Raw genomic sequence first — 25408 nt, 5'->3', positions numbered from 1 at the left:
AATACGAAATGGTAAAGCTATATTTTTGTGCTTCAATATCATTTTCTCCTAGATACATAGATAAGAAAATGTCCTCTGGGCAGTCGGTGTTCTTAGAAAAAATGATGGAGTTTGTCGATGCCTTTCTTTGTATTTCTGGTTCTAGAATTCAAGTAATAGATCGGGTGGGAAGGGAGGAATTACTCTTTAGGTTGGTTAAACCGGAGTTTTCTTGCACGCAAAGTTGTATGAAGATGCTAGGATACCTTTTAGTTGTTCCGGTCATTATAGCTCTAGTTGTTAAACTTATTGCACATATTTTATTTTTTAATAAGTATCAGTTTAAACAAGTAAACTCTTGCGATTCTGTTGAGACGAGTTCTGTTGAGACGAGTTCTGTTGAGACGAGTTCTGAAACTGCACAAGTATCGGGAACTTCGCAACCGCAAGAAGTAGTTGCCTCGGCGATAATGTCGGAGGAAGAGATACAGGAAACTGAGGCGGGCGAAAGACGTACAGCTATTTCTCAAGATCTACTAGCAGTTTTTCAAGATAATTTTCCAAAAACTATAGGAGATCTATTAGTAGAGCAACATCTGAGCTTTGAAGAATTCCAAGTGTTTATAAATAAGCTTATTGATATTAAATATTCTGGTTCATTGAGTGTTCTACCGCCTTCTCTAAGTGAAAAATTGGCAAGGTTCGGTATAAGTAGAATTCTCGAATTTCTTAGTATGCGAGATACAGAATTTCTGTTTCTGTGCCAAAATAAGTTGGGGGACATTCTGCTGTCTTATTGCCCCTTTATGTGGTTGTCAAGATTTTGTGATGAGTGTGCTCTAGAAAGACATCGTTTTTTACTATCCCCTGTTCCCCAAGTGGCTTGGAAATCCAGGGCGTCTCTTTCTGCATACTGGGTTTCTCGATTAGGTTTTTCAGATGAGGAGACAACTATTTTTTCTCCTGTTTTCTGGATACTTGCCGAAATGATATCAGATTCCGAGTACGTAAATCTTGTTTACTACGCAAGCTCAGACAAGTGGGGCCAAAGTCAAGAAATTGTAGACGCGCTGCTAGTTCGTCATCGTCAATATGTCCGTAGTCGCTCAGAACCCAGTCTGAGAAATCTTAATCTTGACAGAGAACTTTATGCAAAACATTTGCTTTTGTTTGCAAAACACGGGTTTTCGTTACCTGGGCTACGTCTTTTGAGATGTCTTACTTTAGATCAGGTTCTAACTTTACAGGATTTGACAACGGGATTGCATGGAAATAGGTTGTCGAAATGGATGACGTCCTTTGGAAATGCCATTTATGATAAAGAGCGCTTCTACGCAGTATGTTTGCCTTGTGATTTCGGTCGCAATACGTCTTTTTCTCAGGAGATACTGTTGCTTACCTGGTCAGAATTAAGAGCACGCGGGGTTGGTAGGAGTGGGAGCGAGTTTGCTGAATATCTTAGTAGGGTCAGTGGCCGCCCTATTGTTATTTCAGATTCTACTTTTGATGAAGCTGAGGAGCGGAAAGTAAGGAAATTTGATTTGACCACAGGAGAGCTCTTGCTTAATCTGGAACCAAGAGTTGGGTTAGCTTCACAACAGTTAAAATGGACTAACTGGTCCCGGTCCGTATATCCCAAATACTCCTATTCATAATCACGCGTGGTAGTGCTCTCACTTGTTTGTTGCTAACGTCTGATAATATTAATTATGTTGAATTAATTAATATTATCAGAGGATTAACTCATAGTATAAAGATATTAATTGTTAGATACTTAACTGTATTATCTTTGGACAATTATGGGCTTGCCTCGGTATTTTCTCACGTCCATTCTTTTCAATCCTCGCCAAAACTAAAACCAATCGAAAACTAGCACCAAATATCAATCAGCATGAGGCAATGTAGAAAAATCTTTTGATCTTTTTCTGTCTTGGTATAATCATAAATTATTTAATGTAAGTGATTTGAATAAAAAACATTATTATCTTTTCTATAATTAAGGGTTCGAGTACATGTTTTGGAGGCTATGTTGAATCACTTAGAACCGGAAAGAACCGGAAAGAACCGGAAAGAACCGGAAAGAACCGGAAAGAACCGGAAAGAACCGGAAAGAACCGGAAAGAACCGGAAAGAACCGGAAAGAACCGGAAAGAACCGGAAAGAACCGGAAAGAACCGGAAAGAACCGGAAAACCGGAAAGACCGGAAAGAACCGGAAAGAACCGGAAAGAACCGGAAAGAACCGGAAAGAACCGGAAAGAACCGGAAAGAACCGGAAAGAACCGGAAAGAACCGGAAAGAACCGGAAAGAACCGGAAAGAACCGGAAAGAACCGGAACCGAACCGGAAAGAACCGGAAAGAACCGGAAAGAACCGGAAAGAACCGGAAAGAACCGGAAAGAACCGGAAAGAACCGGAAAGAACCGGAAAGTTCCCCAGAGATTACAAGAGGTTGATTGGAAATTGTTTCCTTAGACGAGAAGTTTTAACTGTTACGTATCTCGACAAAGTGGAACGCTCTTTATTTTGTGTGAGTGGTCTACCTCCATTTGGAGGAGGGTTTAGCCGTTCTTCCCCTTCCTCACCTACTTCCAGTCGTTTTTCAGAAGAAGTTTCTAAATCAAAATCCAAAGAGATATCAGTAGAACGTAGACAACTCTTTTCGAGCTATACTCCGAAGCTTAAAGATGTAGTGAAGGTTTATAAGCGTGATGCCAAAGTTCTCATTAATAAGAGATGTCTTACTGTAATATTTGGAGAAGTCTAGCCAAAAGTCAAATTTTAACAGAAAGAGATGTGAGGTTGGATCTTCAAGGGATTGATAAGGGTGTGTTCAATTATCAGATACAAATTGGTCCTTACACTGTAGCTGCAGTTTTAATAGAACAAGCAGTCTCAGAAATTAAAATTCCTTCAGAACAAGTCTACGCCATTCGTAAAATTAAATCCGGATTCCAACAGAGCCTTAGTAGTCAACATGTTTATCGAGTGAGTTTTAAGTCCTCTGTTGTTTTAGAGTGCAGCTCAGGTTCTGCTACAGATGAAGATGAAGAATTTGTACCTAGCAATAAAATTATTTTTAGAGCCTTAGAATTTCCTATAACCCCTGCATCTAAAAATACTACCTTCAATTTCTAACCTGTATCCCCATTAAAATAACATTTCGATGGTGGTCAGTTCTTTATTCTGGGTTAGGCGGTGTAAAGTATTCTTTACAATAAAATCGTCTAAAACTGCTTCAAGACAGTTACCTATAATTTCTTCTAGGTAAGAGAGTTTAGTTGTTTAAATTATTTTAAGTCTTTCATACGCTTTATGTTATAATATTGGAGATTTGTTATTTGGGAGGAAAGATGTCTTGTTTCATTTTTTCTAACTATTCCAGACCTACGCCTCTAGAGAAAACTGTTTCTTTTCTAGATTCTTGCTTTTACTTCGGAGGTGAACAATCCTACATAGTTGGTAGAGATCCTTTAAATAGAGCGTGGTCTCTAACTTTTCCTGGCCGTGCTTTGGCAACCTATGAAAAGGTCTTAAAAATTATCGGTATTCTCTCCTCCTTCCCATTACTCTTATTGCTTTAGCTATAAGATTCCTTTTGCATAGCTATCTCTCTTATAAGCGTCGTATTGTCTCCTTGGATTCTTTGGTCCCTGAAGATAAAAGGCAACTCCTCCTTGTCCATCCTGAGCTTTTACAAAATATACGCCATCTGCCCCTTGTTTATTCTTCTTTGCCTTTAGAAGACTGTTTCATAACTTTTGATTCTGAATCATCCTCAAAAATAGATAATCTGAACTTCTGGGTAAATTATCTCAGCTTATCTAGTAAATTGGATCTTTCTGGTATTAAGGTTCCTATATACAAACTCAAGAAAGTTCAAAAAAGCCCCTTTATTAAAGAACAGGCGACAGAATTTTCTATTAACTTTCCCCTACTTTGCCGAGAAATTTTAAAAACGGAGTCTGGGGATACTGTCAGTCAAAAAGGGTTAGAAAAGCTCTCTAGATTATTTTTAGCTTTCATAATTCATATAGCTGAGAAAAAAGAGAACGGCCAAATACAGAGTGTGATTCCCTTAGGGACTCCAGATATGCTGTGGGCAAAACTTTTGTTCTTTGATTATTCTGATGAGAACCCTGAAACAAGAGGTTTACTTGGGTCGAGGATATTAAAAGAATTAGAAAGATTAGGTGTTCTTGCTAGCCCAAAAGTCCATTTATATACTTTTAGTAGAGTGGTTGTTCACTGGCGCACCCCTAACTTTTAAGAAGAAGTTCTAGCTCATTATGTGATAGGTTTTTTGGCTTGTAGTAAGCAGACAACGTCATGGTTGTCTGAAAATTTAAGTAACAAAAGGCTTTTCCTTACAGAACTTGCTTATTTTAAATTGTAAGAAAGATAAACAACTGTCCTAGTTGAGATTGAACTTTCTAAGAAATCATTTTGAAGATAGAAGACTCCAGCCCCTCCCCTGCGAAGAACCGGATAAACTCATGAAAGCTAGCTTAACTCAAAGATCCTGAAGATATTAACAAAAAATCCGGCGAGGTAAAACCCATTTTAAACTTGCTTTTAAATACACTAAAGCGTAAAATATTACGCTCGTTCCTTTCTTTCATCCAAATGGGTAAAATATGATAAATTTGAGTAGGTTATGCAACTGCGCAAACTTAACAAACAATAGTGAAACAAGTCAAGGGGTTTGTCGCTCTAAGTCATTGAAAATAAGCCTGGCTGTTTTAGCGGTCGCCATTCCTATAATTCTTATGGTAGTTGGTGGCTTAGGACTGGCTGGAAGTGCTGGTTTAGGCTTATTAATTTTCGGTGGTATTGTTCTTGCTGTAATGGGTTTAGTTGCTGCTACCGCTTTTATTAGATCAAAACAATTTATTCCTGGATCTGGAATAGGGCTACAACCATGTCCCGAATTAACTGCTGAAGGAAGAGCTGCTTTAGATAATGTAATGCAGAAACTTAATCAAGAACGAGATACGCTGCAACCCCCAAATTGGGGAGGTTTACGAGAGCCAGTCAATCCCGATATTTCTCATTTACTTTCTTTAAAAAGCAGGAAAAATAATGAGGTCTTAGAATTATTGCATACCGATCAAAATGGTCGAGTGGCTTTCCCTGATGATGCAGCTTCTAGAGATCCAGTTCTTATAAATGCAGTTACAGAGTTAATGGAACTCTCTTTTGCTGTGAGTATGTACTCCCTCAGAGATTTAGAAGCATACAGGGAAAGGTTCCCAGAAGTTACTTCAAATTTAGAAGCTTTATCCCGACAAGAGTCTGCTTATTATAAAACATTTTATCAGATGTCAATTTCCTACTCTTTATTAAGACATTTACATATGTACAGCCAAAATGATGTTTCGGATGCAGATATTGCAAGTAGACGAGATAGATTCTACCAAGAAGGAACTCCTGAGTTTCAGTGGAGGTCCCTATACAATTGCTTCTGTCAGCAGGCTCGCTGGTATATTGGTAATGAACAAGAAGCTGTTCAAAGAGAGGGTCGTTTAATTAGGCATTCAACGCCTGACACTAGCCGTCGTAGCTTCGGACACCCAGGAACTACTCCAACTTAAAATATATCTATTTGATGCTTCTATATAGTGAAGGATGGGTATTCTGTTAATCAGGATACCTATTTTTTTTAGAATAAGAAGTAAGTAATGACTCCAGTATTTGAGAATAGATAGATACAGGGGTTTCTTTGTCTAAAGTCTACTTACCCGTACAAATACTCCCCGATATACTTCTGTAAATCTTTCAATCACATGCATTTCTACTAATTGCATAAGTATAGAATTTATCAAATTGTTATTTATTGTATTAGAAAGACATCCCCAGATTGTCATACTAGATGGAGAGTTTGGAGAATACTCTTGTCTATAAGGAATGAATACTTCTTCACGACTTGAATGTGCAGGAGATAAAAATTGTTGAATGAATTCAATAGCTAATTCTAGTTTAATTTCTTTACTAGAGAGACCTCGTAATAGAGGCTTATGTATAAGAATATGGCTTTTTGGAATTATAACTTGATCCAGATCTAGAGATCGGGCAATTTTCTTAATATCTAAAGAAGGTAAGGCAACAGTAACTTCTTGTGCGGTTGCTTCTCGTAATACATCCTTAAGGAAAGCACTGGGAACTTGTCTTAAAAAGGCAGACATTACATGTTTTGTGCTTTTATCTACATCTTCAACAGGTAGGCTGCTTCCAACTTCATTCATAATCAGTTGGTATCTATTTTGATGATGTTTAAATACGGCATTCTTCCCTAAAATATAAGGAACTAAGTTTCTTTTTTCATATTATGATAGCACTCTACAAAAGATTTTGAAGAGAAGTATCTCAGATTAGTTGTAGTATCCCCTTCAGGGGTTGAGGTGATAATCTCCTTGTGTTCCTCCTCATCATCGAGAATGACTACCCTTGCGCCCATGTCACAACCCACATACTTAGGCCAAGATATATGAGAGCTATCTCTTTTTTCTAAATAGCGTGCTTCTAGAACATTTTTCACAAAGGTAGCAATAGCAGATACTTCTAACTCCTCTGCATATGAATTTACTACCCTACGCATACTTATGGTATTATCCTTCAATGTGCAAACATAATTAGGATAGTTATCAAAGCGGAATTCTGCTTTGAGACCTTGGTATAGCGCCTGATTTTGTTTTGGAAGACTCGTAATTTTTGCTGTAATTCCGAATCTGTCTTTTAAACATATTGCTATGGACTTCTTTACGTTTTTATTTGTTAATCCATACCCAGCAATAAAATTTCTTCCTAATTGAATTAGGTTGTAAAGGTCTAAACTATGAGTGTCAATTTTATCTCGGCGTCCTAGAAAATAGAAGGTATAAGATTCACGAGAATCTAGGTAAAATCTCTCAGGGAGCACATTTAAGAATTCTTCTTGAGGCTTTAGTAACGTAATACCTTCGTTAGAGAGCTCTTGGTAAGCATCTGCTTCTGTTGTGAGAATCGTTTTTGTGTTTAGGGTATGTGAGATTTTTTGACATGTAATAAAAATATCTTTCTGAAGCGCTTCTGGTAAAGCAGCGTCAAGATATATACAGGGATACGCAATATGTAGATATAGATGTAGGGCTAAGCGTAGTAACCATGCCGTGATGGTAATAGGAATAAAGATCCAAGAGAATATTTTTAGTATTTTTTCAACGGTAGATATTGCTCTTGTTTCATGTTGAGTAACAAGTCTGATCCCCAGTTCGGATGATTTATCTATAACTTTTGTTTGTTTACCACCTAGATAGAAATATGAGTCTAGAGCAGCAGAGAACCTTTCTACCCGACTGGGAGAATAGAGTGGAGAAAATGTTACAGAGTTTAACATGATATTTTTGGGGGTTCTTTTACTTTAATTACAGGTGTGTCTTTAAGTATGTTTAAAGGCAAAATGTTCATCCTCTTAGTTACCATAGTTGTTTATTTTCCTCTTGTGAATCGACAGATTTAATCAAAGTAAGCACAAATCATGTTCTCAGTACTTTCGTAACTAGAAAAGATACCTATAGCAATAAGCTGATCCATGAGGCTCTCCCCTAGACATTTTTCTTGAGTCCCTTCAGGTTTATAGAACATGGATCCGCAGTTATTATATTGATTCATTAGAGTAGCCTCTCCTTCTCCAGGATTGCCTTTATAGAAGACTATCGTCTTGCGACCTGCAGTGTTTTGAACGACGGCTCTTCTGGCTATGAAATTGAGGAAGTCCTGTACTAATTGTCTCTTTTCTTGATTAGACAATGGAGTTTGTACGTGATCGGATGTAAATAGAGGGGCTTGGATATCTAAGGTCTTGTCGAGAAATTCTTGAGATAATAGAAAATGTAGATTTTTGATTTTAGATTTTATAGACCTTGGAATTTGGTTGAGCATTCCTTGGAGATATTCTGGAGGCACGTGTTGAAGTATCGGTATTAGGGCTGTAACGCGTTGTTCTCTTTCTTTGTTTTTATCCGTATAGGTTGTCACATGGCCAGGATCAATAATCAAAAGTGCTCGTGAATTTGTAGCACTGTCCAAGCGGACAAATTTCCTGTCTGATTTTGCAAATACTTTACCTGGGTATCCAGTAAGTACGGTAAAGTTCACAAGATCATTGAAAGCGTTTTGTAGATGATTATGTTCTTCTACACTTGTTGAAGCATCGTGTTTATTTAAAGTATGTTCTGTTAGATGAATATCGCGAATACAATGAATAATCACCCCATCTTTTAAGTGAATGCCTATAGGGTTACTTATCATTAGGTGATCTAAATTCTGGCGCTTAGCGGTATTGATTGATTGTATACAGTTCCACAAGTGTTTCATTAGCGCCTGTTCTCTTTCCTCAGGCGTAGCGGTTGTGACAGGAATGGCTAATGTAAATGCTATATTCGGGAGATTTTGTGATGTCATGGTAAGAAGCAACTGATTAGTAGTTTCTTCTCTATAAAAGTGGACAACCTTTAACCCTTCGCGATTGAGAGCAGTTTTTAAGGCGTTATTATCATTACGATATGCATAGCGAAGCGGTATAAATTTATTGCGAATAGCTTTAGCCTGATTTAAGTAGGACTCACAAGGAGTACCTAATCCCTGTTGGTCCATTAGGACGACCTTGCTGTTCAACGCCTTATGTAGAAGGAAGCGTATAAGCAAGGCAACTAATACGATAGGCAGTAAGACATAAGAAAGTATTTTTATGATCTTCTCAGCGATAGGCACATGCCGCCCTGAGCTGGATATACATAGGATTTCTTGAGTTCTTTCATTTCTTCCGACGATTTCTACTTGTTTCCCACCGAAATAGAAGTAGTTGTCTAATTTAGATAATATTTTGTCACAATAAGAGGGCTCTTGATTAAAAGGGCTTAAACAAAAGTTAGTAGATATTCTCATAAAGACGAAAACAATATTAAGAAATTAAAACATTATAGCATGAAGTGCCCATTTCTAGAATCACTTCTCTTAAACTTTTAACATTTTAATTAACAAAGACTAAGGAGTCTAGAGAAGGGATCTCTAGACACAAGAACTTTTAAAGAATTTCTTAGAATAAGGAATTCCCCTGGGAAAGAAGATGATCAACATAGTTGATATCATAATCTGAGTTAATGAATTTAGGGTTATCCAACATGAATTGATGGAAAGGAATTGTGGAGTGGACGCCTCCAATATGAAATTCTTTCAGAGCACGTTTCATAATAGCTATAGCTTCTTCTCGATTCTTTCCTTTAGAAATCACTTTAGCAATCATAGAATCGTAATAAGGAGGAATGGCATAGCCGCTGTAGCAAGCTCCATCTAGACGTATAGAAGGACCTGCTGGTGGAAGATAGTAGTCTAAACGCCCTGGAGAAGGTGCAAAATTGTTGCTAGGATCCTCAGCATTAATACGGCATTGTATGACGTGCCCTTTGAAAACAATGTTTTTTTGTTTCCAAGTAAGTTTATTCCCCATAGCTACATAAATTTGCTCTTTGAGAAGATCTATACCTGTAACTTCTTCAGTGATAGTATGCTCCACTTGAATACGCGTATTCATTTCCATGAAATAGAATTTCTTATCTTTATCTAATAAAAATTCTACTGTGCCTACGGAGTGGTAGTTTGCACTTCTTGCTAAATCAACCGCGACTTTCCCTACTTTTGCACGGAGTTCCGGGGTAAGTATAGGACTTGGAGTCTCTTCAATGAGTTTCTGCCTACGCCTTTGTACTGTGCAATCTCTTTCGCCTAGATGCACATAGTTCCCATGTTTATCTCCAAGGATTTGGACTTCTAGATGTCTGGGGTTTTCAATAAACTTCTCAATATAGACATTGGGGTTATTAAATCCTGCCTCTGCTTCCGCTCTTGCTGCTGAAAAAGATCTGAAAAACTCATCTTTTTCTTTAACAATACGGATACCGCGACCGCCTCCCCCAGCAACAGCTTTGATGACTATGGGGAAACCGATCTTCTCAGCAATTTTTAATCCTTCAGCTTCATCCTTAATAATACCTTCAGAGCCAGGAATTACAGGACATTTCACTTTCTTAGCGAGCTGTTTTGCTGCTATTTTGTCTCCCATTGTCGCTATAGATTCTGAGCTAGGACCAATAAAAGTCAGACCACAGCTTTCGCATATGGAAGCGAAATTTGCATTTTCACTTAGAAAACCGTAGCCAGGGTGGACAGCATCTGCTCCTGTAATTTCACAAGCAGCTAAGATATTCGATATTTTTAAGTAGGATTTAGCAGCTTGAGGCTCTCCTATACACACGGCTTCGTCTGCTAGGAGCACGTGTAAAGCTTCTTGATCTGCCAGGGAATATACTGCAACTGTGGCCAATCCTAGATCATGACAAGCACGTATAATACGTACTGCAATTTCCCCACGATTAGCTATTAAGACTTTTTTCATTACTCAGCTTTAACTATACGAAATAACTTAGATCCAAATTGTACTGCGTCACCGTTGGCGATGAGAACTTCAACAACGCGGCCGGACATACCAGCTTTAACTTCATTCATAACTTTCATAGCTTCTACGATACAAACAATCGTATCTTCAGAAACGACATCGCCAGGCTTAACAAAAGATGGGGAGTCTGGAGAAGGAGAACTATAAAATGTTCCTACTAATGGAGAGCTAATAAAATCCCCAAGAGCTTGTTGGGATTCAGTTTCTGTTTTTTCAGGAGCAACATCTTTAGCGATTGTTTTATTTGGATCCGTAGGAATAGGGCGCTCCTGAGAAAAACCTGCAAATAACCTACTGTCATAAAACACGGGTTCTTGATTAGGTTTATCTCCTGTGTCTCTTTCTAATTCAAGCTCTAGCCCTTCACGTTTTATCACAAAACGCTTCATGCTATTACGTCCCATAGCAATCATGAGCTTTTCTATTTGCTTTAAATCCATATGTATTTTCTCTTACCTTCTCAGCCTGAAGTTAGACGCGTTGAATATATTCACACGTACGCGTATCAATTTTTATAATATCCCCAATTTCTATGAAAGGAGGTACTGTAATTTCGATGCCTGTTTCTAATAAAGCTTTTTTTGTACCACCGGTAATCAAAAGTGAATCCCCGGGGAAATCTGTTTTAGACACCATTAACTCTAAGAAGTGAGGCAACTCTATAGAAAAAACAACATTATCATAAACCAAGGCAGAAACGGTGACTCCTGCTTTTAAGAATAAAAAATTATCCTTCATGATTTCTTTGGTGATATGGATTTTTTCATAATTTCCCAAATCAAGGAAAAGAAAGTGGTCGTCCTCAATATATAGATATTCAAGATTTCTGGATTCAAACTGGGCTTCTTTTATTTCTTGGCCAATTTTAAAATTTCTTTCAACAATCACTTCGGAATCAGCAGATTTTAACGAAGCTTTGATAAAAGATTCCCCTTTATTGCCTGTTACTTTAGAAACCGCTACGACTTTATAAAGACCGTCTTTTCTGGAAATAAACATTCCCACAGAGAGCTGGCTACTTAATACCATGATTTTCTCCTCGAAGTAGCAAAACTTTTTCTTCCATAGTCTGTTCGTTCTTTTCGAACATGTAAGATGCAGCCACTAAAATATCTGCACCTGCTTCACGACATAGTTTTGCGGAAGTCTCGTTAATTCCCCCATCAACCTCAATTAAGCAAGAATCTTCTAACCCCATGGTTTTTATTGCCTGTTTTGTAAAGCGGATTTTGTCTGGAATATCCGGAATAAAACCCTGACCACAAAATCCTGGGCGCACAGACATTAATAGTATGACATCACAAAAAGGGAGGAAGGGAGGTATGAATTCTATAGAGGTTTCTGGAGAAAAAGCTAACCCCGCTTGTATTCCACATTTTTTAATATAAGATAACAACTCTTTAAGATCTTCAGAGGCTTCGAAATGTACGATGATACGATCTGCACCTGATTTTACAAACTCCTCTACAAAATCAAACGGAGTGTAGATCATAGCGTGCACTTCTAAAAAGATGTCTGTAGATCTATTGATTGCTGCGATGACTCCTGGACCAAAAGTCAGATTGGGTACGAAATGACCATCCATAACATCAATATGGATAAGGTCTGCACCCGATTCTTCTATTCTTTTTGCCTCTGCACCTATGCAAGCAAGGTCTCCTCCCATAATTGAGGGGGCGATTAATGTCTTCTGACGTTGTTTTTTATTCACCTATAGCCTATTGCGAACAGATCAAAATTATAAAGAAGCTTCTTAAGGTGTAACTAGAAAATTATTTATCTCACCATATCCTTTAGGATAGGATAACCACAAGAAAAACTTCGGAGAGCATAGATTCTTACATCTTTTGATTAAAATTCCTAGATGTCTTGTTCGATTTAGATAAAAAATAGAGAGTTATTTCTTTTTATCTAGATTATCTAGAACTAATCTTAGGAGCCTTTGAAAGGTACAAGGCTCACTATTTCCTTTTAGACAGCGTCCGTTTTTTTTATCTATTAAATATCAATCGCATGCCGCTTTGTAAAGAACTTGATTTTATAAACAATTATAATTAATCTCTGCGAAATTAAAATTTTTAACATGGAAATTAAGTTATGACATCACCAGTAGAATCTGCTACAAGCACAGTGCTATTGAGTAACTCCTTATCTACTTCTGAAGGTTATGGAGCAGATAAAAGTGCGGTCATACCTATTGCAACTCAACTACCTAGTCCTTCATCACCAGAAGTTGCAACTGCTAAAAAGCTAGTAATTCCTGAGGTTAAGGTTTCGGTGCTTCAGCGCATTTTTCATCTCATTAAAATTATTTCTGCTGTTTCTTTGTTTGCGGTGGGTATAGCTGCTTTAATTTGCTTACAATTCGGGGTTGCTGTTTCAACTCTTTCTCTTGTTTTAATGATTGCCATCATGCTTGTTTCGTTTGTCATTGTCATTATGGTGATTCAGGATAGCACCCCCTCTCAAGTGGCACGCCGTATGAAACAACAACTTCATCAATTTAGCCAAGAAAACACACGCTTACATCAAGAAGTAGATACTTTAGTATCTGCAAACAGGGATCTTGCTAACCAAATTTCAGAACTTACACAGTTGCATGAGAAGTTATCTGATTTCGGCAATAAACTTGAAACATGTACGGGAGAATTTGATGAGCTTATCTCAGAGTTTAAGGTTAACTTGGAAGCTTTCAAATCTGTAGGTACTCGAGTTGAGACTATAATCTCTCCTTTTGAGCGTTTAGCGGAATCGTTAACAGGAGTGTTCTCTAAAGACGCTGTTAAGAACATGGTGGATGCTGTGAGCGCCTTGAGAGTGGAAATGGAGACATTAAAACAACATGTGGAGGAAAGTCGCGCTGTTCTACAACAGCTACAATCTGATGCTCAACTAAGAGAACAGCATTTACTTTACTTAGAACAGCGTAAGCAAGAGTTAGAAGCCGTTTGTTCGACTCTATCAGCTTCAATTGAACAATTACGTAGTTCTACTTCTAACTTACAAGCTGTTGAGAGCCGGATTGTGAGTGCTGTAAGTGAGGACACGAGGCGTGCATCATTGACCTCTACCACAGAAACGGCAGATCAGGGAGCTCTGAGAGATCCAAGTGGGGACCGCTATGGTGGATGGGGTGCGCAAAGCTCCTATAGACTTTCTCCATCAGTAACCATGAGCCGGTTAGAACAACGAGGCAGAAGAATCATAGGAACCGATGATCAAGGCTTCCCAATATATGAACAGTAATCCCAGTCATCGCATGATTAAAAAAGGCAGAGAGCTTCTTCTTGCCTTTTTTTATGTCTCTGAGTAAATTCTCTCTCTCATGTCGCGACACTTTTCCCATAAAAAGCACCGTTCTTATTCTAAGAAAGAAGATACCAAGTCTACATCTTGGGAGCCCATAGCTGAAGATTATCATAAGATCGTTCAGAGTGACGGGCATTACTATCATAGGGAAGTCATCCTGCCTAAATTACTTCCTTTACTCGATTTAAAATCAAAAGATCGTTTGGTAGATATCGGTTGTGGTCAGGGGGTTTTAGAACGGATGCTCCCTAAGGAATGTGGATATTTAGGTATAGATATCTCCCCGAGTTTGATTTCCATCGCAAGAAAATTGCGAAAATCTCGATCTCATGAATTTCTTGTCTCTGATCTTACGAAAAAGCTGAAGATAGAGAGTTCCCACTCTTTTTCCACAGCTGTGGCGATTTTATCTCTGCAAAATATGGAGGCTCCAGATCAGGCAATTGATAATGTTGCCAGGCTTCTTGGTGATCAGGGAAGATTCTTTATCGTGTTAAATCATCCTTGTTTTCGTATTCCTAGAGTCTCTTCATGGCATTATGATGAAGATAAAAAGCTATTTTCAAGAAAGATCGACCGTTATCTTTCTAAAATGACTATTCCCATTATTGCTCATCCGGGGGAAAAGCATTCAGAATCTTCGATTTCTTTTCATTTCCCCCTAAGTTATTGGACCCAAGCATTATCAAAACATGGGTTCTTGATTCAAAGTATGGAAGAATGGGTATCTCCCAAAAAATCTATAGGAACACGAGCGAAGGCGGAAAACGTTAGTCGCGAAGAGTTTCCATTATTTTTATTAATCTCATGTATTAAAACATATAAGAGTTAATAAATAAAATTTTTATTAACTTAGTATTAAATAATCACTTTTTATTAAAATAAGTAAAAAATGATTATTTGATTTAACTATGTTTCGAAAACTCTCGCTATTTTCAAAAAAAAAAAAGAATCCAAAGTCGGGATTTCGAAATAATCGTATCATTATGTCTTTCCTACTAGCTCCTAGAGTTTTATTAAGAAATGAGGTTTCTAAAGAAGCTTGTGTTTTGAGTTATTACGGTTTGTTTAGTTGCATACCCATACTCGTCTTTTTCTTAAGGCTATCCCAACATCTTTTTGCAAATCTGGACTGGAAGGAATGGCTTCTTGTTAAGTTCCCTGATTATAAAGGACCTATCCTGGCGATTGTTGAAGCTGCTTATCATTCCACAACGAGTACTATAGGGTTAGTATTGGTAGGAAGCTTCTTTGTCTTTTGCTGGGCAGGGATTCTTATGCTCTTATCTTTAGAAGATGGTTTGAATAAGATTTTTAGAACTGGATGGACGCCTATATCTATCCAGAGATTGATTTCTTATTTAATCATCACGCTAGTTAGCCCAATGATTTTCATTATTGTTTGTGGGTCCTGGATTTACATTACACAAATCATGCCTGTGGAGTACGCTAGACTATTTTCTTTAAGCCATTCGATTACTGCGTTATATGTATTTTCACGTCTTACCCCCTATTTTTTTATCTATTTAGCTTTGTTTTGTTGTTATGCGTTCTTGCCGAGAGTGGCTGTACAAAAGACAGCAGCACTCATTGCTTCCTTAACAGCAGGGACTATCTGGATCATGTTTCAAAAGGTATTCTTTTGTCTGCAGGTCTACTTATTTAACTACAGCTTTACTTATGGAGCTTTGGTCGCATTACCCTCATTTTTACTTCTACTTTATCTTTATGCGATGATTTATCTTTTTGGAGGAGCGTTTACGTTTCTCATTCAAAATCAGGGATGTAATTTTATTTTCCCTTCAGAGCAATACCTCCCCAATTGCTACATTAAACTTGTGGTATGTACTTATATTCTTTCCGTGATATCGAAAGATTTTGATCAGGCCTCTACACCTCCTACGGCAAAGACTATAGCGAAAAACTCGAAGATTCCCATTGGGGAGATATCTCAATGTTTAGATATTTTAGAAAATGAAGGTTTAATTCTCTTTCATAAGAGAGCGTATAAGCCTACTCATAACATTTCAGGCCTCACTATTAAAGACATAGTCGAGCAACTTCTTCACCTAAAAACATTTAATCAAATTCATCCAGACGCGGCGCTAAGTTTAATACAGAATAGTCTGAAAAATATGTTTGATCAAGCAACGAAAAGTCCTCACAACCTAACCCTTACAGATATTGCCGGAAAGATAAAATGAAACGAAGATCCTGGTATAAGACTTTAGGGATAAGCATAAGTTTGGGAATTTTCCTAACTTTTTTCTATTTCCTGCCTTCATTACTTTCTGAGGGATCTGGGAAATACCTTTTTCTATCATTGATCCACAAAGAAACAGGGCTTTCGTGTGATATTGAAGACTTGAAATTGTCTTGGTTAGGGCCTCAGTCTGCTAAGAAGGTTAAAGTTATCGGGAAAAATAAAACAGGAGAATTCTTCTCAGCAGAAAAGATAGAAATTGATGGGTCTTTACTTAGGCTACTTCTTTATAAGCGTCCTAAGGCTATAGCCTTGTCAGGCTGGTCATTGCAAGTGGATGAATCCTTGTCTATAGAACAACCTTCTGTAGGGAATTTGGATCCAGGAGTATTTCTTTCTTATTTAGTTCATAGTTCCATACTTTCAGAACATGGGTCCATAACTATGAAGACAGTTAAAGGGCAAACCCTAGTTCTCTCGGGATTTTATGTGGAGAAGACACCAGAGAAGTTGCTGGTTAAAGGTGTGGTTACAGAAGACAACGCTACAGGAAGAGTCTTCATAGAGAGCGTATTCTCACCGAAAGTCAATATCACTGCAGAATTACATTCTGTCCCCGCCTCCTTTTTTAAGCTATTTATAGCCTCGCCTATTGTAGATCGTATTCTTTCTGAAGAGGATATTATCGATTTGCACGCTGTTGCTGCACACAATAACGGTAAAATCGTTATGACAGCAACGGCTCAGGGAAGTCAAATCCAAGCTAAGTTGCAAGGGTATATTCATCAGTCGACTTTCCATATTGTAGAAGGCGGCTCTTCATTTATAGAATTACAGCCAAAAATCGCTTCTTTGTTGTGTTCTGAAGTGCTTTCTTTCCCTACGAAAATTTCTAGTCAGAATATCCGGGCGCATATATCTAATGCCAAAATCCCCTTAGACTTGACTCAATGGAAAAATATAGAAGCTAATCTTCAGGCAAGTCTTCCTTTAGTTGCCTTATCTCCTAAAGATCCTAACCTTTCTGTCCAGATAAAAAATGTAGAAGTGAGTATTAAAAAATCGACTCGCTATACCCATATCCGTGGATCTTCTGTAGCTGTATTTGGAGGCGCTGCTCAGTCTTACGTGCATGGAATAATGACTATAGATAGTAAAAAACAACGCACGGAATTTATTCTTCAACAGAATATGTTGCCTCATACCTATTTACGCGCTCTATTTCCTAGGCCGTTCGTCATTAATATACCTTTAGAAGTTCCTTACTATTCTTTAGAAATTCACGGTGAATATAAAAATTCGCAATTAAAAGCTGAAGCACACCTAGATAATTCCTTGCTGAAAATGGACTGTTCATATTCAGGGACTCTACAATCTCTATTATTTCAAGGGAGTGCTACGTATCATCTTGAGGAAAACTGGAGAAAGAAGTTTTCTCAACAGTTTTCTTACGCTTCAGCTACCTTTTCAGGAAAAGTTCAGATAGCGCAAAAGCACCTGTATTTTCCTAAGTTTTCAGGAAAAATCACGGCAGGAGAAAACGAAGTTTTCATACATGGGAAATTTGGAAAGCCTAATGAGCCTATACGTCCTGAGACTTCCTCAACTTTAATACATGGGAAGCTCAGCTCGCTACCCTTAAGCTTGTTTTCCTCCAAGTTAGTTCCTCTACAGCTTACCAAAGCGAGTTTCTCTTTACATACTGATGGAGGACGATCTTTAACTAAAGGAAATCTACAACTCATGATAGAAGATCCTGAAGATCCTTTAGCTCCCCCTTCAAGGATTCTTATTCCTGATGTTTTAGTTTCTGTTGTAGATCCTGAAAAAGCGATCGATATGAATAATATTAAAATCCAAAGTGCTGGCGAGGTTATTGACTTTCCTATCGATAGGATTCTTAGAATTCAGCAAAAAGAAGCGTGTCTATCTACCTATATTGGACCTACTGGAGATATGACATTTTCCCTATTATACAATCCCAAAGAAGAAGATAGGCTTATTCTTCATTCAGTTTTTAAAACAGAAGCTCTTAAAGGTGATGTGAAACTGATCATGGACGAGTCGTTAACTCTGTCTTCAAAAACTCAAGGGACTCTACAATGGGAAATCACTCCAGAACGTTACTTGGGATTTTTTGAAAAGGCCTCATGTTTTCCTTTATGTACACTACACAGAACCGCTATTGCTCGATTAGATATTTATAAGCTTTCTTGTGCTCAGCAAAAATCAGGGCTTTCTTGTCTTTCCTTACTCACAGAAGGCGGTTTCGAAGGATCTTTATCAACAAATCCCATGATTTTCTATGATCATGTTTCGAAGGAAACATTTATCATTAACAACCTTTCAGGATCTATATATTCGAGTAATTTAGATACTAAAGTGGAATATGACTTGCAGGGAAGTTGTCTTGTCCCTAGCCAAGAAAGTAAAACAGCTGCAGAGTTTCTCATACAAGGTTCTGTAGAACACCTGTTAAATCCCTCAGAAAGGGAATTTGAACAAACTGCAGAGTGGAAGCATATTCCTTCGTCGTTCATTACAGGAATCTTCCCTATCTCCCCTAGTGTAAAAACTAAAGTACTCTCTTTGGCCGGGCCAAGGATTAACGTGTCTATCAACCACCATTTCCTCAGGGGGGAAGGACCGATAACGGTAAAGGTAGACTCAACGAATCTCCAAGCGTATATTCCCCTCATTTTAAAGGAACAGTCTATTCTTTTAGAAGATGATCTTGTGGCTACCCTACATATTAATGAGGAAATTAATAGAGCGTTTTTCAAAGAGTTTAACCCATTAATCTCAGGAAATGCGTATTCACAACATCCTGTCTTACTCCAGGTAAGTAAAGAGAACTTCTATCTTCCCATAGCCCCTTACTCATTTGAAGAATTTCGCATACAAGCAGCAAGTTTAGACTTTGGGAAAATTTCCATAGCCAATACGGGAACTATGTATGATCTTTTTAAGTTCCTTGATATTGAAGAAAGCAAACAATTCGTTGAGTCATGGTTCACTCCTATATTTTTTTCAGTTCAAAAAGGAACGATTATCTGTAAACGTTTTGATGCTTTAATAGATAATCGCATACGCCTTGCTCTATGGGGTAAAACTGATATGATTAAAGATAGGATTTTCATGACGCTGGGGATCGATCCAGAAATCATTAAGAAATATTTTCATAATACTTCATTAAAAACTAAAAACTTCTTCCTTATCAAAATTCGTGGGTCGATCTCGTCTCCAGAAGTCGACTGGTCTTCTGCATATGCGCGTATTGCCCTATTAAAGAGTTATACTATTGCTAGTCCGTTTAGCACGCTAGCTGATAAACTTTTCTCTTCTTTGGGGGATCCCACTCCTCCACAAACGGTATCACCTTTACCTTGGGAAAAAAAACAAGAGCCCTCAGAATAGAGAGTTTTAATAAATTAATCTTTTGTTTTTCTTTTATAAACAAATAAATAAAACATTTATTAATTAAATTGTTTTATTAATATGCGGATTATAATTAATTATTCGCATGAGATAAAACTATGAGAAGACGAAATTCTTTCTTTAATCCGGTCTCCAAGAACACTGAACCTCTATCTTCTATGATTCAAAAAACTATAACTATGGTGGAAAAAATCAAGGGTGATACTAAGGATGCTGTGAACTTAGATCTCAATAAGATTTATACGGATATACAGGACATTAAGACGATTTTACAAAAGCAAACCAAAGATATAGATTATTTATATACAAAGAAAACTGATGAAAAAGTTCAAGATTTAGAGACAGATATGAGTCTCATGAAGATATCTCTTCATGGTCTTTTAGAAGAATTGAACGATTTAAAGATCCTGATAGAAGAAGGTATTGATGATTCTTTAAGTGATCATAATTACCTTGTTCAGAAAGTGTTAATAGAGATCTACCAGAAATTCTTGCCTATATCTGGTGGGATGCTCACAGGAAATATAGATATGAATCGTCATACGATCTCAGGTCTTGAAACGCCTAAAAACCCTAAAGATTCTTACGCGGCTTCTGTAGGGTACTTAAGTTCAAAATTGCGCCCTATAGAAGATAAACTGCATGAAACTCATGAAAAGGTCAAAAATCATGACAACTCTATAACTACATTGACGTTTCAAATGATGCCAGTTTCCGGTGGGAAATTTCGTGGTCTTGTAGATATGGATGGTTATAGAATTACAGGATTAGCCAACCCTAGAGAACGCTCTGATGCTATATCTTTAGAATACCTTGAGAAATATTTGGAATCTCAACATCTTTGTAAAGTAGCAGAAGAGGCTCCAGTACAACCACAAACTACGCATACGGAAGCCTATCTTTTTTCTTCTACAGGTTTGAGTCACGAGGTAGAACACCCCTTACCTCTAGAACTTCTTTCTCAGGGTATTTTAGGATTTACTTGGGGAGCAAAAAGCCCAACATTTTCAGGGAAATTCCCTATGAATTCTCTTCAATATTCTTTATCTGATGAAGAGCAAAGCTGTTTTGTACTTGACGACGATGTGTTCTATGGTAAGTATCCAGGAATTTATACTTGGGAGCTTACTCTGAAAGCTCTAATCCCCTCAATTCTAGATTATAGTCGCCCCTGTATAAAGCTTAAGATTTACTATGATTATCCTTCTTGGAACTCAAAGGAAGAGTTGCAAGGAAATATGAGTTCTATAGAAATGCCTCTGCATCGCGTGGGAATAACCACGATAGGAGGGTGTAACTATGATATTGTCGAACTTCCCGCTGGAAATGCTCGCGTATTTACTGTTCCTAAACACTGTGGCGGAGTATCCATACAATTAGAGAATGTTAAAGAAGGAGCCTTGGCTGAAGATCTTTATATCATACAAGCAGCATACAGCTGTAGTTGGCGACGTTACTAAATCATGCAACAGCTGCTATGAGCAGCTGTATATCTCCCCACCACTATTTTCCAGAATTCAAGTAGAGATTTAAAGGATGCTCATCGTCTAAATCACCATAACGCTTGTCATAGGTGCTTATAATTTCTCCCTGATCTACAAGGTATACCCGGTCTAAGCATCCTTGAACAAAATGCATGTCGTGGGTGGAGACACCTAAGGTCAGATTTTGGTCTCTCAAAGATTCCAAAAGACGTTTAAACGCAGAGGTAGAAAAAGGATCCAATGCAGATGTAGGCTCATCAAAAAGAAGGATACGCTTATCCATGCATAGAGAGCGAACTATAGCCACACGTTGCTTTTGCCCTCCAGAGAGTTGGTGAGGATAACTATTCGCGATATCTTCGATATCCAAGAATTTTAAAAGATTAAAGGTTTTATCTTTAGCCTCTTCCTTACTTCTATGCTTAACGATGATTTGTGGATGCATGCAGTTATTTAACACTGTCATATGAGGAAAAAGCTCTGGTTGTTGAAAAACCAATGCCGGGGATTCCCCTTCAATGGAAATATCCCCACTTGTAGGTTCTACTAACCCTACAAGTGCGCGTAATATGGTTGTTTTCCCTGAACCACTCTTACCAACAAAAAGAGTAATATGGCCCTCTTCTAAAGAGAAGGAAACTTTCGATAAAATATGCTTGTTGTTTATGGAATATGCAAGATTTCTAACCTTAACAGTCATACGCCCTCCCTCTTCTCAAGCAACCTAGCTACATAAGAAAACAATGACGTCATAAGCAAATATAAGGCTGCGCAGATACTATACATTTCCATGGGATTGAGTTCGCGAGAAACAATGTCCTTACTTACTTTAGTAAGTTCAGGAACTCCTACAACCATCAAAATGCTACTTTCTTTAATTAATGCAACAAATTCATTTGTTAAAGAAGGTAAGATATTTTTAAAAACCTGTGGGTAGATGATATAAAAGAAAATCTGCGACTTTTTGTAGCCCAAAACCTTCGCGGATTCCCATTGGCCTACTGATAAGGCATTAATCCCACCACGAATGTTTTCAGCAAGATAGGCAGAAGAATTGATGCTCAAAGCAATTAATCCCGCCATTAAGGGGGTAGGGTCCAACCTAATTATCGATGGTAAACCGAAGTAAAATATGAGAATTTGAATAAACAGAGGCGTGCCACGGATCACAGTGACATAGAGATTTCCTAGCCATCGCGTAATGCGGCAAGGAAAATAACGCGATGTCATTGTTCCGATAATTAAACCTAGAAAGGAGCCACAGAGTATGGAAATTCCGCTAACAAATAACGTATAACCACAACCACGTAGCAGTACTCTTGCTGTAGCAACCCAATGTTCCATAAATCAGCAGCGCATATTTATTTACGATTAAAGCATAATCATGCAATTAATCAGAAAAAACTAGCAAGAAGTTTTCTATATCTTTGGCTATTAAGGAAATTGTTGACTCTGAAATCGGCGTGATAAAAATTGTGTCATCCCCAGCTAAAGTTCCTAAAATACTTTCTGTAAACCTATTGTCAATTAAGCTGGCTATCCACGAAGCAGAACCAGGTGCTGTGCGGATAACAATTAAAGAGGAATTATGACGAACAGAAAAGACTAGGCGTTTGATATTTGACTCACCTACAGACGGTGGAAGAGAGTAACGTGCTCCTTTTTCCCCAGGGATTTTTATTGCATGAACTTTCCTTAGCCAACGGGAAACGGAGGATTGTGTCATGGCAATCCCCAATGAAGATAGTTTTTGACAAATTTCTTCCTGAGTAGAAGCTCCTTCTCGGCTTAAAATTTCTTTTAAAGCTTCGTCAACTGCCATATTCTTTTTCATTTTGCCTCTTGAAGTTTTCCTTGCTGATATTCAGAAGACCCCTTTACTATAGAACACTAATTGATATTTTTCTTTGGTTTTTATGCTTACTCTCGGGTTGGAAAGCTCTTGTGATGAGACCGCGTGTGCTTTAGTAGATGCTAATGCGAAAATTGTAGCCAATGTCGTCTCTTCCCAACAGGATCACGTTTCTTATGGTGGCATAGTTCCTGAACTAGCTTCTCGAGCCCATCTTCAAGTTTTCCCCTCTGTGGTGCAATCTGCTTTAAAAGAGTCAGGCGTCTCTTTAGAAGATATTGATTTGTTTGCAGTCACACATACACCAGGACTTATAGGTTCTCTAGCTATAGGCGTGAATTTTGCTAAAGGTCTGGCTGTGGGATGTCAAAAACCTATCATTGGAGTAAATCATGTTGAGGCGCATCTTTACGCCGCCTACATGGAAGCAAGCTCTGTGGAATTCCCTGCATTAGGTCTAGTCGTTTCTGGAGCTCATACCGCCATATTTTTGATGGAAGACCCTTTAACTTATAAGTTAATCGGAAAAAGCCGAGATGATGCTATAGGAGAAACTTTCGATAAAGTCGCGCGCTTTTTGGGTTTGCCCTATCCCGGAGGAGCTTTAATAGAACAACTCGCAGTTCACGGCTGTGAATCCTCCTATCCTTTTTCTCCTTCCAAAGTTCCCGGTTATGATTTGTCTTTTAGTGGATTAAAGACAGCTGTTCTTTATGCAATTAAGGGAAATAACAGTAATCATCGTACCCCACTGCCAGGGCTTTCTGAAAGTCAAAAGAACAATATTTCAGCGTCTTTTCAAAAAGCCGCATTCACTAGTATTGCGCAAAAACTTCCTAATATTGTAAAAAAATTTTCGTGCAGATCTATACTCGTTGGAGGGGGAGTAGCAAACAATAAGTATTTCCAAAGCTTATTAAAAAATACTCTAGATTTGCCTTTATACTTTCCTTCTTCTAAGTTATGTACAGATAATGCTGCGATGATAGCAGGATTAGGAAGAGAGCTATTTCTCTCAGAAAAAATCACTTCAGGAATTACTCCATGCGCAAGATATCAATGGGAATCTGCTTCGGTTTCCTTATCTCCTCTTCCCTAATGCTGCATGGATGTCAACATTTTCGCAAATCTCAAGACCACCTTTCTATCAACATGAAAGACGACCCGCGCTCTTTAGATCCTCGCGAAGTTCGTCTACTGTCTGATATTAATTTAATTAAGCATATTTATGAGGGGTTGGTTCAGGAAAATACACGCACAGGAAATCTAGAACCCGCACTTGCTGAGAGCTACTCTCTTTCTGATGATGGCAAGACCTATACTTTTTATTTAAAGAAGGCATATTGGAGTAATGGAGATCCTTTAACATCAGAAGATTTTATTGCTTCTTGGAAACAAGTGGTCAGACAAGAAGTTTCTAGTGTGTATAATTTTGCTTTTGATCCTATTAAGAATGTTAAGCAAATACAGCAAGGCGTGCTCTCTGAAGAGCATGTAGGGTTTTATACAAAGGATGAGAAAACTTTAGTCATTGAGTTAGAATCTCCAACCTCACATTTTCTGAAGCTTCTCGCATTACCTATTTTCTTTCCGGTGCATAAGGAGCAACGCGAGTTACACCAAACCTTGCCAATTGCGAGTAGTGCTTTTTATCCTAAAAAGATCAAACAAAAACAATGGCTACGTCTTAAAAAAAATCCTTACTACTACAACCAGGAACAAGTAAAAACTCAAGAAATTACCGTACATTTTGTCCCTGACCCCAATACCGCTGCCCTATTGTTTAATCAAGGCAAATTAGATTGGCAAGGTCCTCCTTGGGGAGAACGTATCCCTACAGAAACTCTTTCTCGCCTACAGTCTACAGGGAACCTACATTCCTTCGATGTTGCAGGGACGTCCTGGCTAACCTTTAATATCAATAAATTCCCCCTGAATCACACAAAGCTAAGGAAAGCCCTGTCTTTAGCGTTAGATAAGGAATCCTTAGTCTCCACAATCTTTTTAGATAGAGCAAAGCCTGCACAACATTTGCTCCCAAATAACTTACATACCTACCCAAATTTAGATCTTCCTACGAGAGAACAGCGTAAGCAGCTTGCTAAGAAACTTTTTAAAGAGGCCTTAGAAGAGCTCAATATCTCAGCAAAAGATTTAGAAAGTCATTCCCTGGTCTTTCCTGCCGGCTCTTCGGCCAGCGCGTTAATGGTACAATTAATTCGAGAACAGTGGAAAGATACCCTAGGGTTTTCTATCTCCATAGCAGGAAAAGAATTTGCACTTTTACAAACAGAACTAGCATCGGGGCATTTCTCTTTGGCAACTGGAGGCTGGTTTGCCGATTTTTCTGATCCTATGGCATTTCTCACCATTTTTGCTCATCCTTCAGGAGTTCCTCCTTATGTAGTGAACCATAAGGATTACATAACTCTTCTCGCTAAGATTCAAGAAGAAAGAGATCTTAATAAGCGTCGTGAGTTGATTTCACAAGCATCGCTATATCTAGAAACTTTTCATATCATTGAACCCATCTACCACGATGCGTTTCATTTTGCATCAAACAAAAAGTTATCCAATTTCCACTTTTCCCCTACCGGAGTCGTAGATTTTCGCTACGTTAAAGCCTCTTAATCTTTCAAAGTAACGATGAAA

General features: G+C 38.0%; 18 protein-coding genes and 3 pseudogenes. 12 read left to right on the top strand and 9 right to left on the bottom strand.

Translation table 11 applies throughout. The features are described from left to right. Window positions 1-8 precede the first annotated feature (8 nt). The 5 genes and pseudogenes from FI836_RS00455 to FI836_RS00435 all read left to right on the top strand — a co-directional run bounded on the left by FI836_RS00455 (window position 9) and on the right by FI836_RS00435 (window position 5572). Window positions 9-1634, top strand: coding sequence for a DUF1389 domain-containing protein (locus FI836_RS00455; protein WP_139934551.1), 1626 nt, complete (start codon window positions 9-11; stop codon window positions 1632-1634). Window positions 1635-2005: 371 nt separating this feature from the next. After that, a complete protein-coding gene (locus FI836_RS00450; RefSeq protein WP_139934550.1) occupies window positions 2006-2434 on the top strand; it encodes a hypothetical protein in 429 nt (142 codons plus the stop codon). A gap of 53 nt (window positions 2435-2487) precedes the next feature. After that, window positions 2488-3116, top strand: a pseudogene (locus FI836_RS05390) (MAC/perforin family protein). A gap of 215 nt (window positions 3117-3331) precedes the next feature. Continuing rightward, window positions 3332-4248: pseudogene (locus FI836_RS00440) on the top strand (DUF648 domain-containing protein). A 367-nt stretch (window positions 4249-4615) separates the two neighbouring features. Beyond that, entirely contained in the window at window positions 4616-5572 is a 957-nt protein-coding gene (locus FI836_RS00435; protein ID WP_013462677.1) for a hypothetical protein, read from the top strand. Between the two features lie 132 nt (window positions 5573-5704). On the opposite strand, the pseudogene FI836_RS05385 reads toward FI836_RS00435, so the two are convergent. The 6 genes and pseudogenes from FI836_RS05385 to rpe form a co-directional block, all read right to left on the bottom strand. After that, window positions 5705-7353, bottom strand: a pseudogene (locus FI836_RS05385) (DUF648 domain-containing protein). A gap of 119 nt (window positions 7354-7472) precedes the next feature. Beyond that, window positions 7473-8903, bottom strand: a complete 1431-nt coding sequence (locus FI836_RS00425; protein ID WP_014943856.1) for a DUF648 domain-containing protein — start codon at window positions 8901-8903, stop codon at window positions 7473-7475. 151 nt (window positions 8904-9054) lie between these two features. Next, window positions 9055-10410: an acetyl-CoA carboxylase biotin carboxylase subunit gene (gene accC / locus FI836_RS00420; protein WP_014943855.1), complete on the bottom strand. Its 1356-nt coding sequence runs from the start codon at window positions 10408-10410 to the stop codon at window positions 9055-9057. Then, a complete protein-coding gene (accB, locus tag FI836_RS00415) occupies window positions 10410-10910 on the bottom strand; it encodes an acetyl-CoA carboxylase biotin carboxyl carrier protein (protein ID WP_006343228.1) in 501 nt (166 codons plus the stop codon). The genes accC and accB overlap by 1 nt, the downstream gene beginning before the upstream one ends. 31 nt (window positions 10911-10941) lie before the next feature. Beyond that, on the bottom strand, window positions 10942-11499 hold the full coding sequence (locus tag FI836_RS00410; protein WP_014943854.1) for an elongation factor P: 558 nt from the start codon (window positions 11497-11499) through the stop codon (window positions 10942-10944). Beyond that, window positions 11486-12181, bottom strand: a complete 696-nt coding sequence (gene rpe, locus FI836_RS00405) for a ribulose-phosphate 3-epimerase (protein ID WP_006343226.1) — start codon at window positions 12179-12181, stop codon at window positions 11486-11488. The genes FI836_RS00410 and rpe overlap by 14 nt, the downstream gene beginning before the upstream one ends. A gap of 386 nt (window positions 12182-12567) precedes the next feature. Here rpe and FI836_RS00400 point away from each other — a divergent pair, with 386 nt between their 5' ends. From FI836_RS00400 to FI836_RS00380, 5 genes are all read left to right on the top strand, one after another. After that, window positions 12568-13716: an IncA family protein gene (locus tag FI836_RS00400; RefSeq protein ID WP_014943853.1), complete on the top strand. Its 1149-nt coding sequence runs from the start codon at window positions 12568-12570 to the stop codon at window positions 13714-13716. 79 nt (window positions 13717-13795) lie between these two features. Next, the gene (locus FI836_RS00395; protein ID WP_014943852.1) at window positions 13796-14611 is read left to right on the top strand and encodes a class I SAM-dependent methyltransferase; all 816 of its coding nucleotides are present in this window, start codon (window positions 13796-13798) and stop codon (window positions 14609-14611) included. Window positions 14612-14690: 79 nt separating this feature from the next. Next, a complete protein-coding gene (locus tag FI836_RS00390; protein ID WP_139934549.1) occupies window positions 14691-15983 on the top strand; it encodes a YhjD/YihY/BrkB family envelope integrity protein in 1293 nt (430 codons plus the stop codon). Then, window positions 15980-19399, top strand: coding sequence for a hypothetical protein (locus tag FI836_RS00385; RefSeq protein ID WP_041460079.1), 3420 nt, complete (start codon window positions 15980-15982; stop codon window positions 19397-19399). Before FI836_RS00390 ends, FI836_RS00385 begins: the two co-directional genes overlap by 4 nt. Before the next feature lie 119 nt (window positions 19400-19518). Beyond that, window positions 19519-20880 (top strand): hypothetical protein, encoded by a 1362-nt coding sequence (locus tag FI836_RS00380; RefSeq protein ID WP_014943849.1) that lies wholly within the window; start codon window positions 19519-19521, stop codon window positions 20878-20880. A 43-nt stretch (window positions 20881-20923) separates the two neighbouring features. Here the strand turns inward: FI836_RS00380 and FI836_RS00375 are convergent, their stop codons facing one another. The 3 genes from FI836_RS00375 to argR are packed head-to-tail and all read right to left on the bottom strand — an operon-like array spanning window position 20924 to window position 22738. Continuing rightward, entirely contained in the window at window positions 20924-21604 is a 681-nt protein-coding gene (locus FI836_RS00375) for an amino acid ABC transporter ATP-binding protein (RefSeq protein ID WP_014943848.1), read from the bottom strand. Continuing rightward, window positions 21601-22248: an amino acid ABC transporter permease gene (locus tag FI836_RS00370; RefSeq protein ID WP_006343219.1), complete on the bottom strand. Its 648-nt coding sequence runs from the start codon at window positions 22246-22248 to the stop codon at window positions 21601-21603. The genes FI836_RS00375 and FI836_RS00370 overlap by 4 nt, the downstream gene beginning before the upstream one ends. Window positions 22249-22294: 46 nt before the next feature. Next, the gene (gene argR, locus FI836_RS00365) at window positions 22295-22738 is read right to left on the bottom strand and encodes an arginine repressor (RefSeq protein ID WP_006343218.1); all 444 of its coding nucleotides are present in this window, start codon (window positions 22736-22738) and stop codon (window positions 22295-22297) included. Between the two features lie 82 nt (window positions 22739-22820). Here argR and tsaD point away from each other — a divergent pair, with 82 nt between their 5' ends. Beyond that, a complete protein-coding gene (tsaD, locus tag FI836_RS00360; RefSeq protein WP_006343217.1) occupies window positions 22821-23855 on the top strand; it encodes a tRNA (adenosine(37)-N6)-threonylcarbamoyltransferase complex transferase subunit TsaD in 1035 nt (344 codons plus the stop codon). After that, window positions 23801-25387, top strand: coding sequence for a peptide ABC transporter substrate-binding protein (locus FI836_RS00355; protein ID WP_041460078.1), 1587 nt, complete (start codon window positions 23801-23803; stop codon window positions 25385-25387). The genes tsaD and FI836_RS00355 overlap by 55 nt, the downstream gene beginning before the upstream one ends. Window positions 25388-25408: the final 21 nt, after the last annotated feature.

The organism is Chlamydophila parapsittaci, from assembly GCF_006385615.1.
Classification (GTDB): domain Bacteria; phylum Chlamydiota; class Chlamydiia; order Chlamydiales; family Chlamydiaceae; genus Chlamydia; species Chlamydia psittaci.
The sequence above is the reverse complement of the archived record's forward strand: the minus strand, read 5'-3'. Positions and strand labels throughout refer to the sequence as shown.

Bases quoted from the DNA above. Each gene is read 5' to 3' on its own strand.
- FI836_RS00395 (WP_014943852.1), top strand. From the start codon at position 13,796: ATGTCGCGACACTTTTCCCATAAAAAGCACCGTTCTTATTCTAAGAAA.
- FI836_RS00400 (WP_014943853.1), top strand. From the start codon at position 12,568: ATGACATCACCAGTAGAATCTGCTACAAGCACAGTGCTATTGAGTAAC.
- FI836_RS00390 (WP_139934549.1), top strand. From the start codon at position 14,691: ATGTTTCGAAAACTCTCGCTATTTTCAAAAAAAAAAAAGAATCCAAAG.
- FI836_RS00435 (WP_013462677.1), top strand. From the start codon at position 4,616: ATGATAAATTTGAGTAGGTTATGCAACTGCGCAAACTTAACAAACAAT.
- argR (WP_006343218.1), bottom strand. From the start codon at position 22,738: ATGAAAAAGAATATGGCAGTTGACGAAGCTTTAAAAGAAATTTTAAGC.
- accB (WP_006343228.1), bottom strand. From the start codon at position 10,910: ATGGATTTAAAGCAAATAGAAAAGCTCATGATTGCTATGGGACGTAAT.
- FI836_RS00385 (WP_041460079.1), top strand. From the start codon at position 15,980: ATGAAACGAAGATCCTGGTATAAGACTTTAGGGATAAGCATAAGTTTG.
- FI836_RS00375 (WP_014943848.1), bottom strand. From the start codon at position 21,604: ATGACTGTTAAGGTTAGAAATCTTGCATATTCCATAAACAACAAGCAT.
- FI836_RS00380 (WP_014943849.1), top strand. From the start codon at position 19,519: ATGAGAAGACGAAATTCTTTCTTTAATCCGGTCTCCAAGAACACTGAA.
- accC (WP_014943855.1), bottom strand. From the start codon at position 10,410: ATGAAAAAAGTCTTAATAGCTAATCGTGGGGAAATTGCAGTACGTATT.
- FI836_RS00455 (WP_139934551.1), top strand. From the start codon at position 9: ATGGTAAAGCTATATTTTTGTGCTTCAATATCATTTTCTCCTAGATAC.
- FI836_RS00370 (WP_006343219.1), bottom strand. From the start codon at position 22,248: ATGGAACATTGGGTTGCTACAGCAAGAGTACTGCTACGTGGTTGTGGT.
- FI836_RS00450 (WP_139934550.1), top strand. From the start codon at position 2,006: ATGTTGAATCACTTAGAACCGGAAAGAACCGGAAAGAACCGGAAAGAA.
- FI836_RS00355 (WP_041460078.1), top strand. From the start codon at position 23,801: ATGCGCAAGATATCAATGGGAATCTGCTTCGGTTTCCTTATCTCCTCT.
- FI836_RS00410 (WP_014943854.1), bottom strand. From the start codon at position 11,499: ATGGTATTAAGTAGCCAGCTCTCTGTGGGAATGTTTATTTCCAGAAAA.
- FI836_RS00425 (WP_014943856.1), bottom strand. From the start codon at position 8,903: ATGAGAATATCTACTAACTTTTGTTTAAGCCCTTTTAATCAAGAGCCC.
- tsaD (WP_006343217.1), top strand. From the start codon at position 22,821: ATGCTTACTCTCGGGTTGGAAAGCTCTTGTGATGAGACCGCGTGTGCT.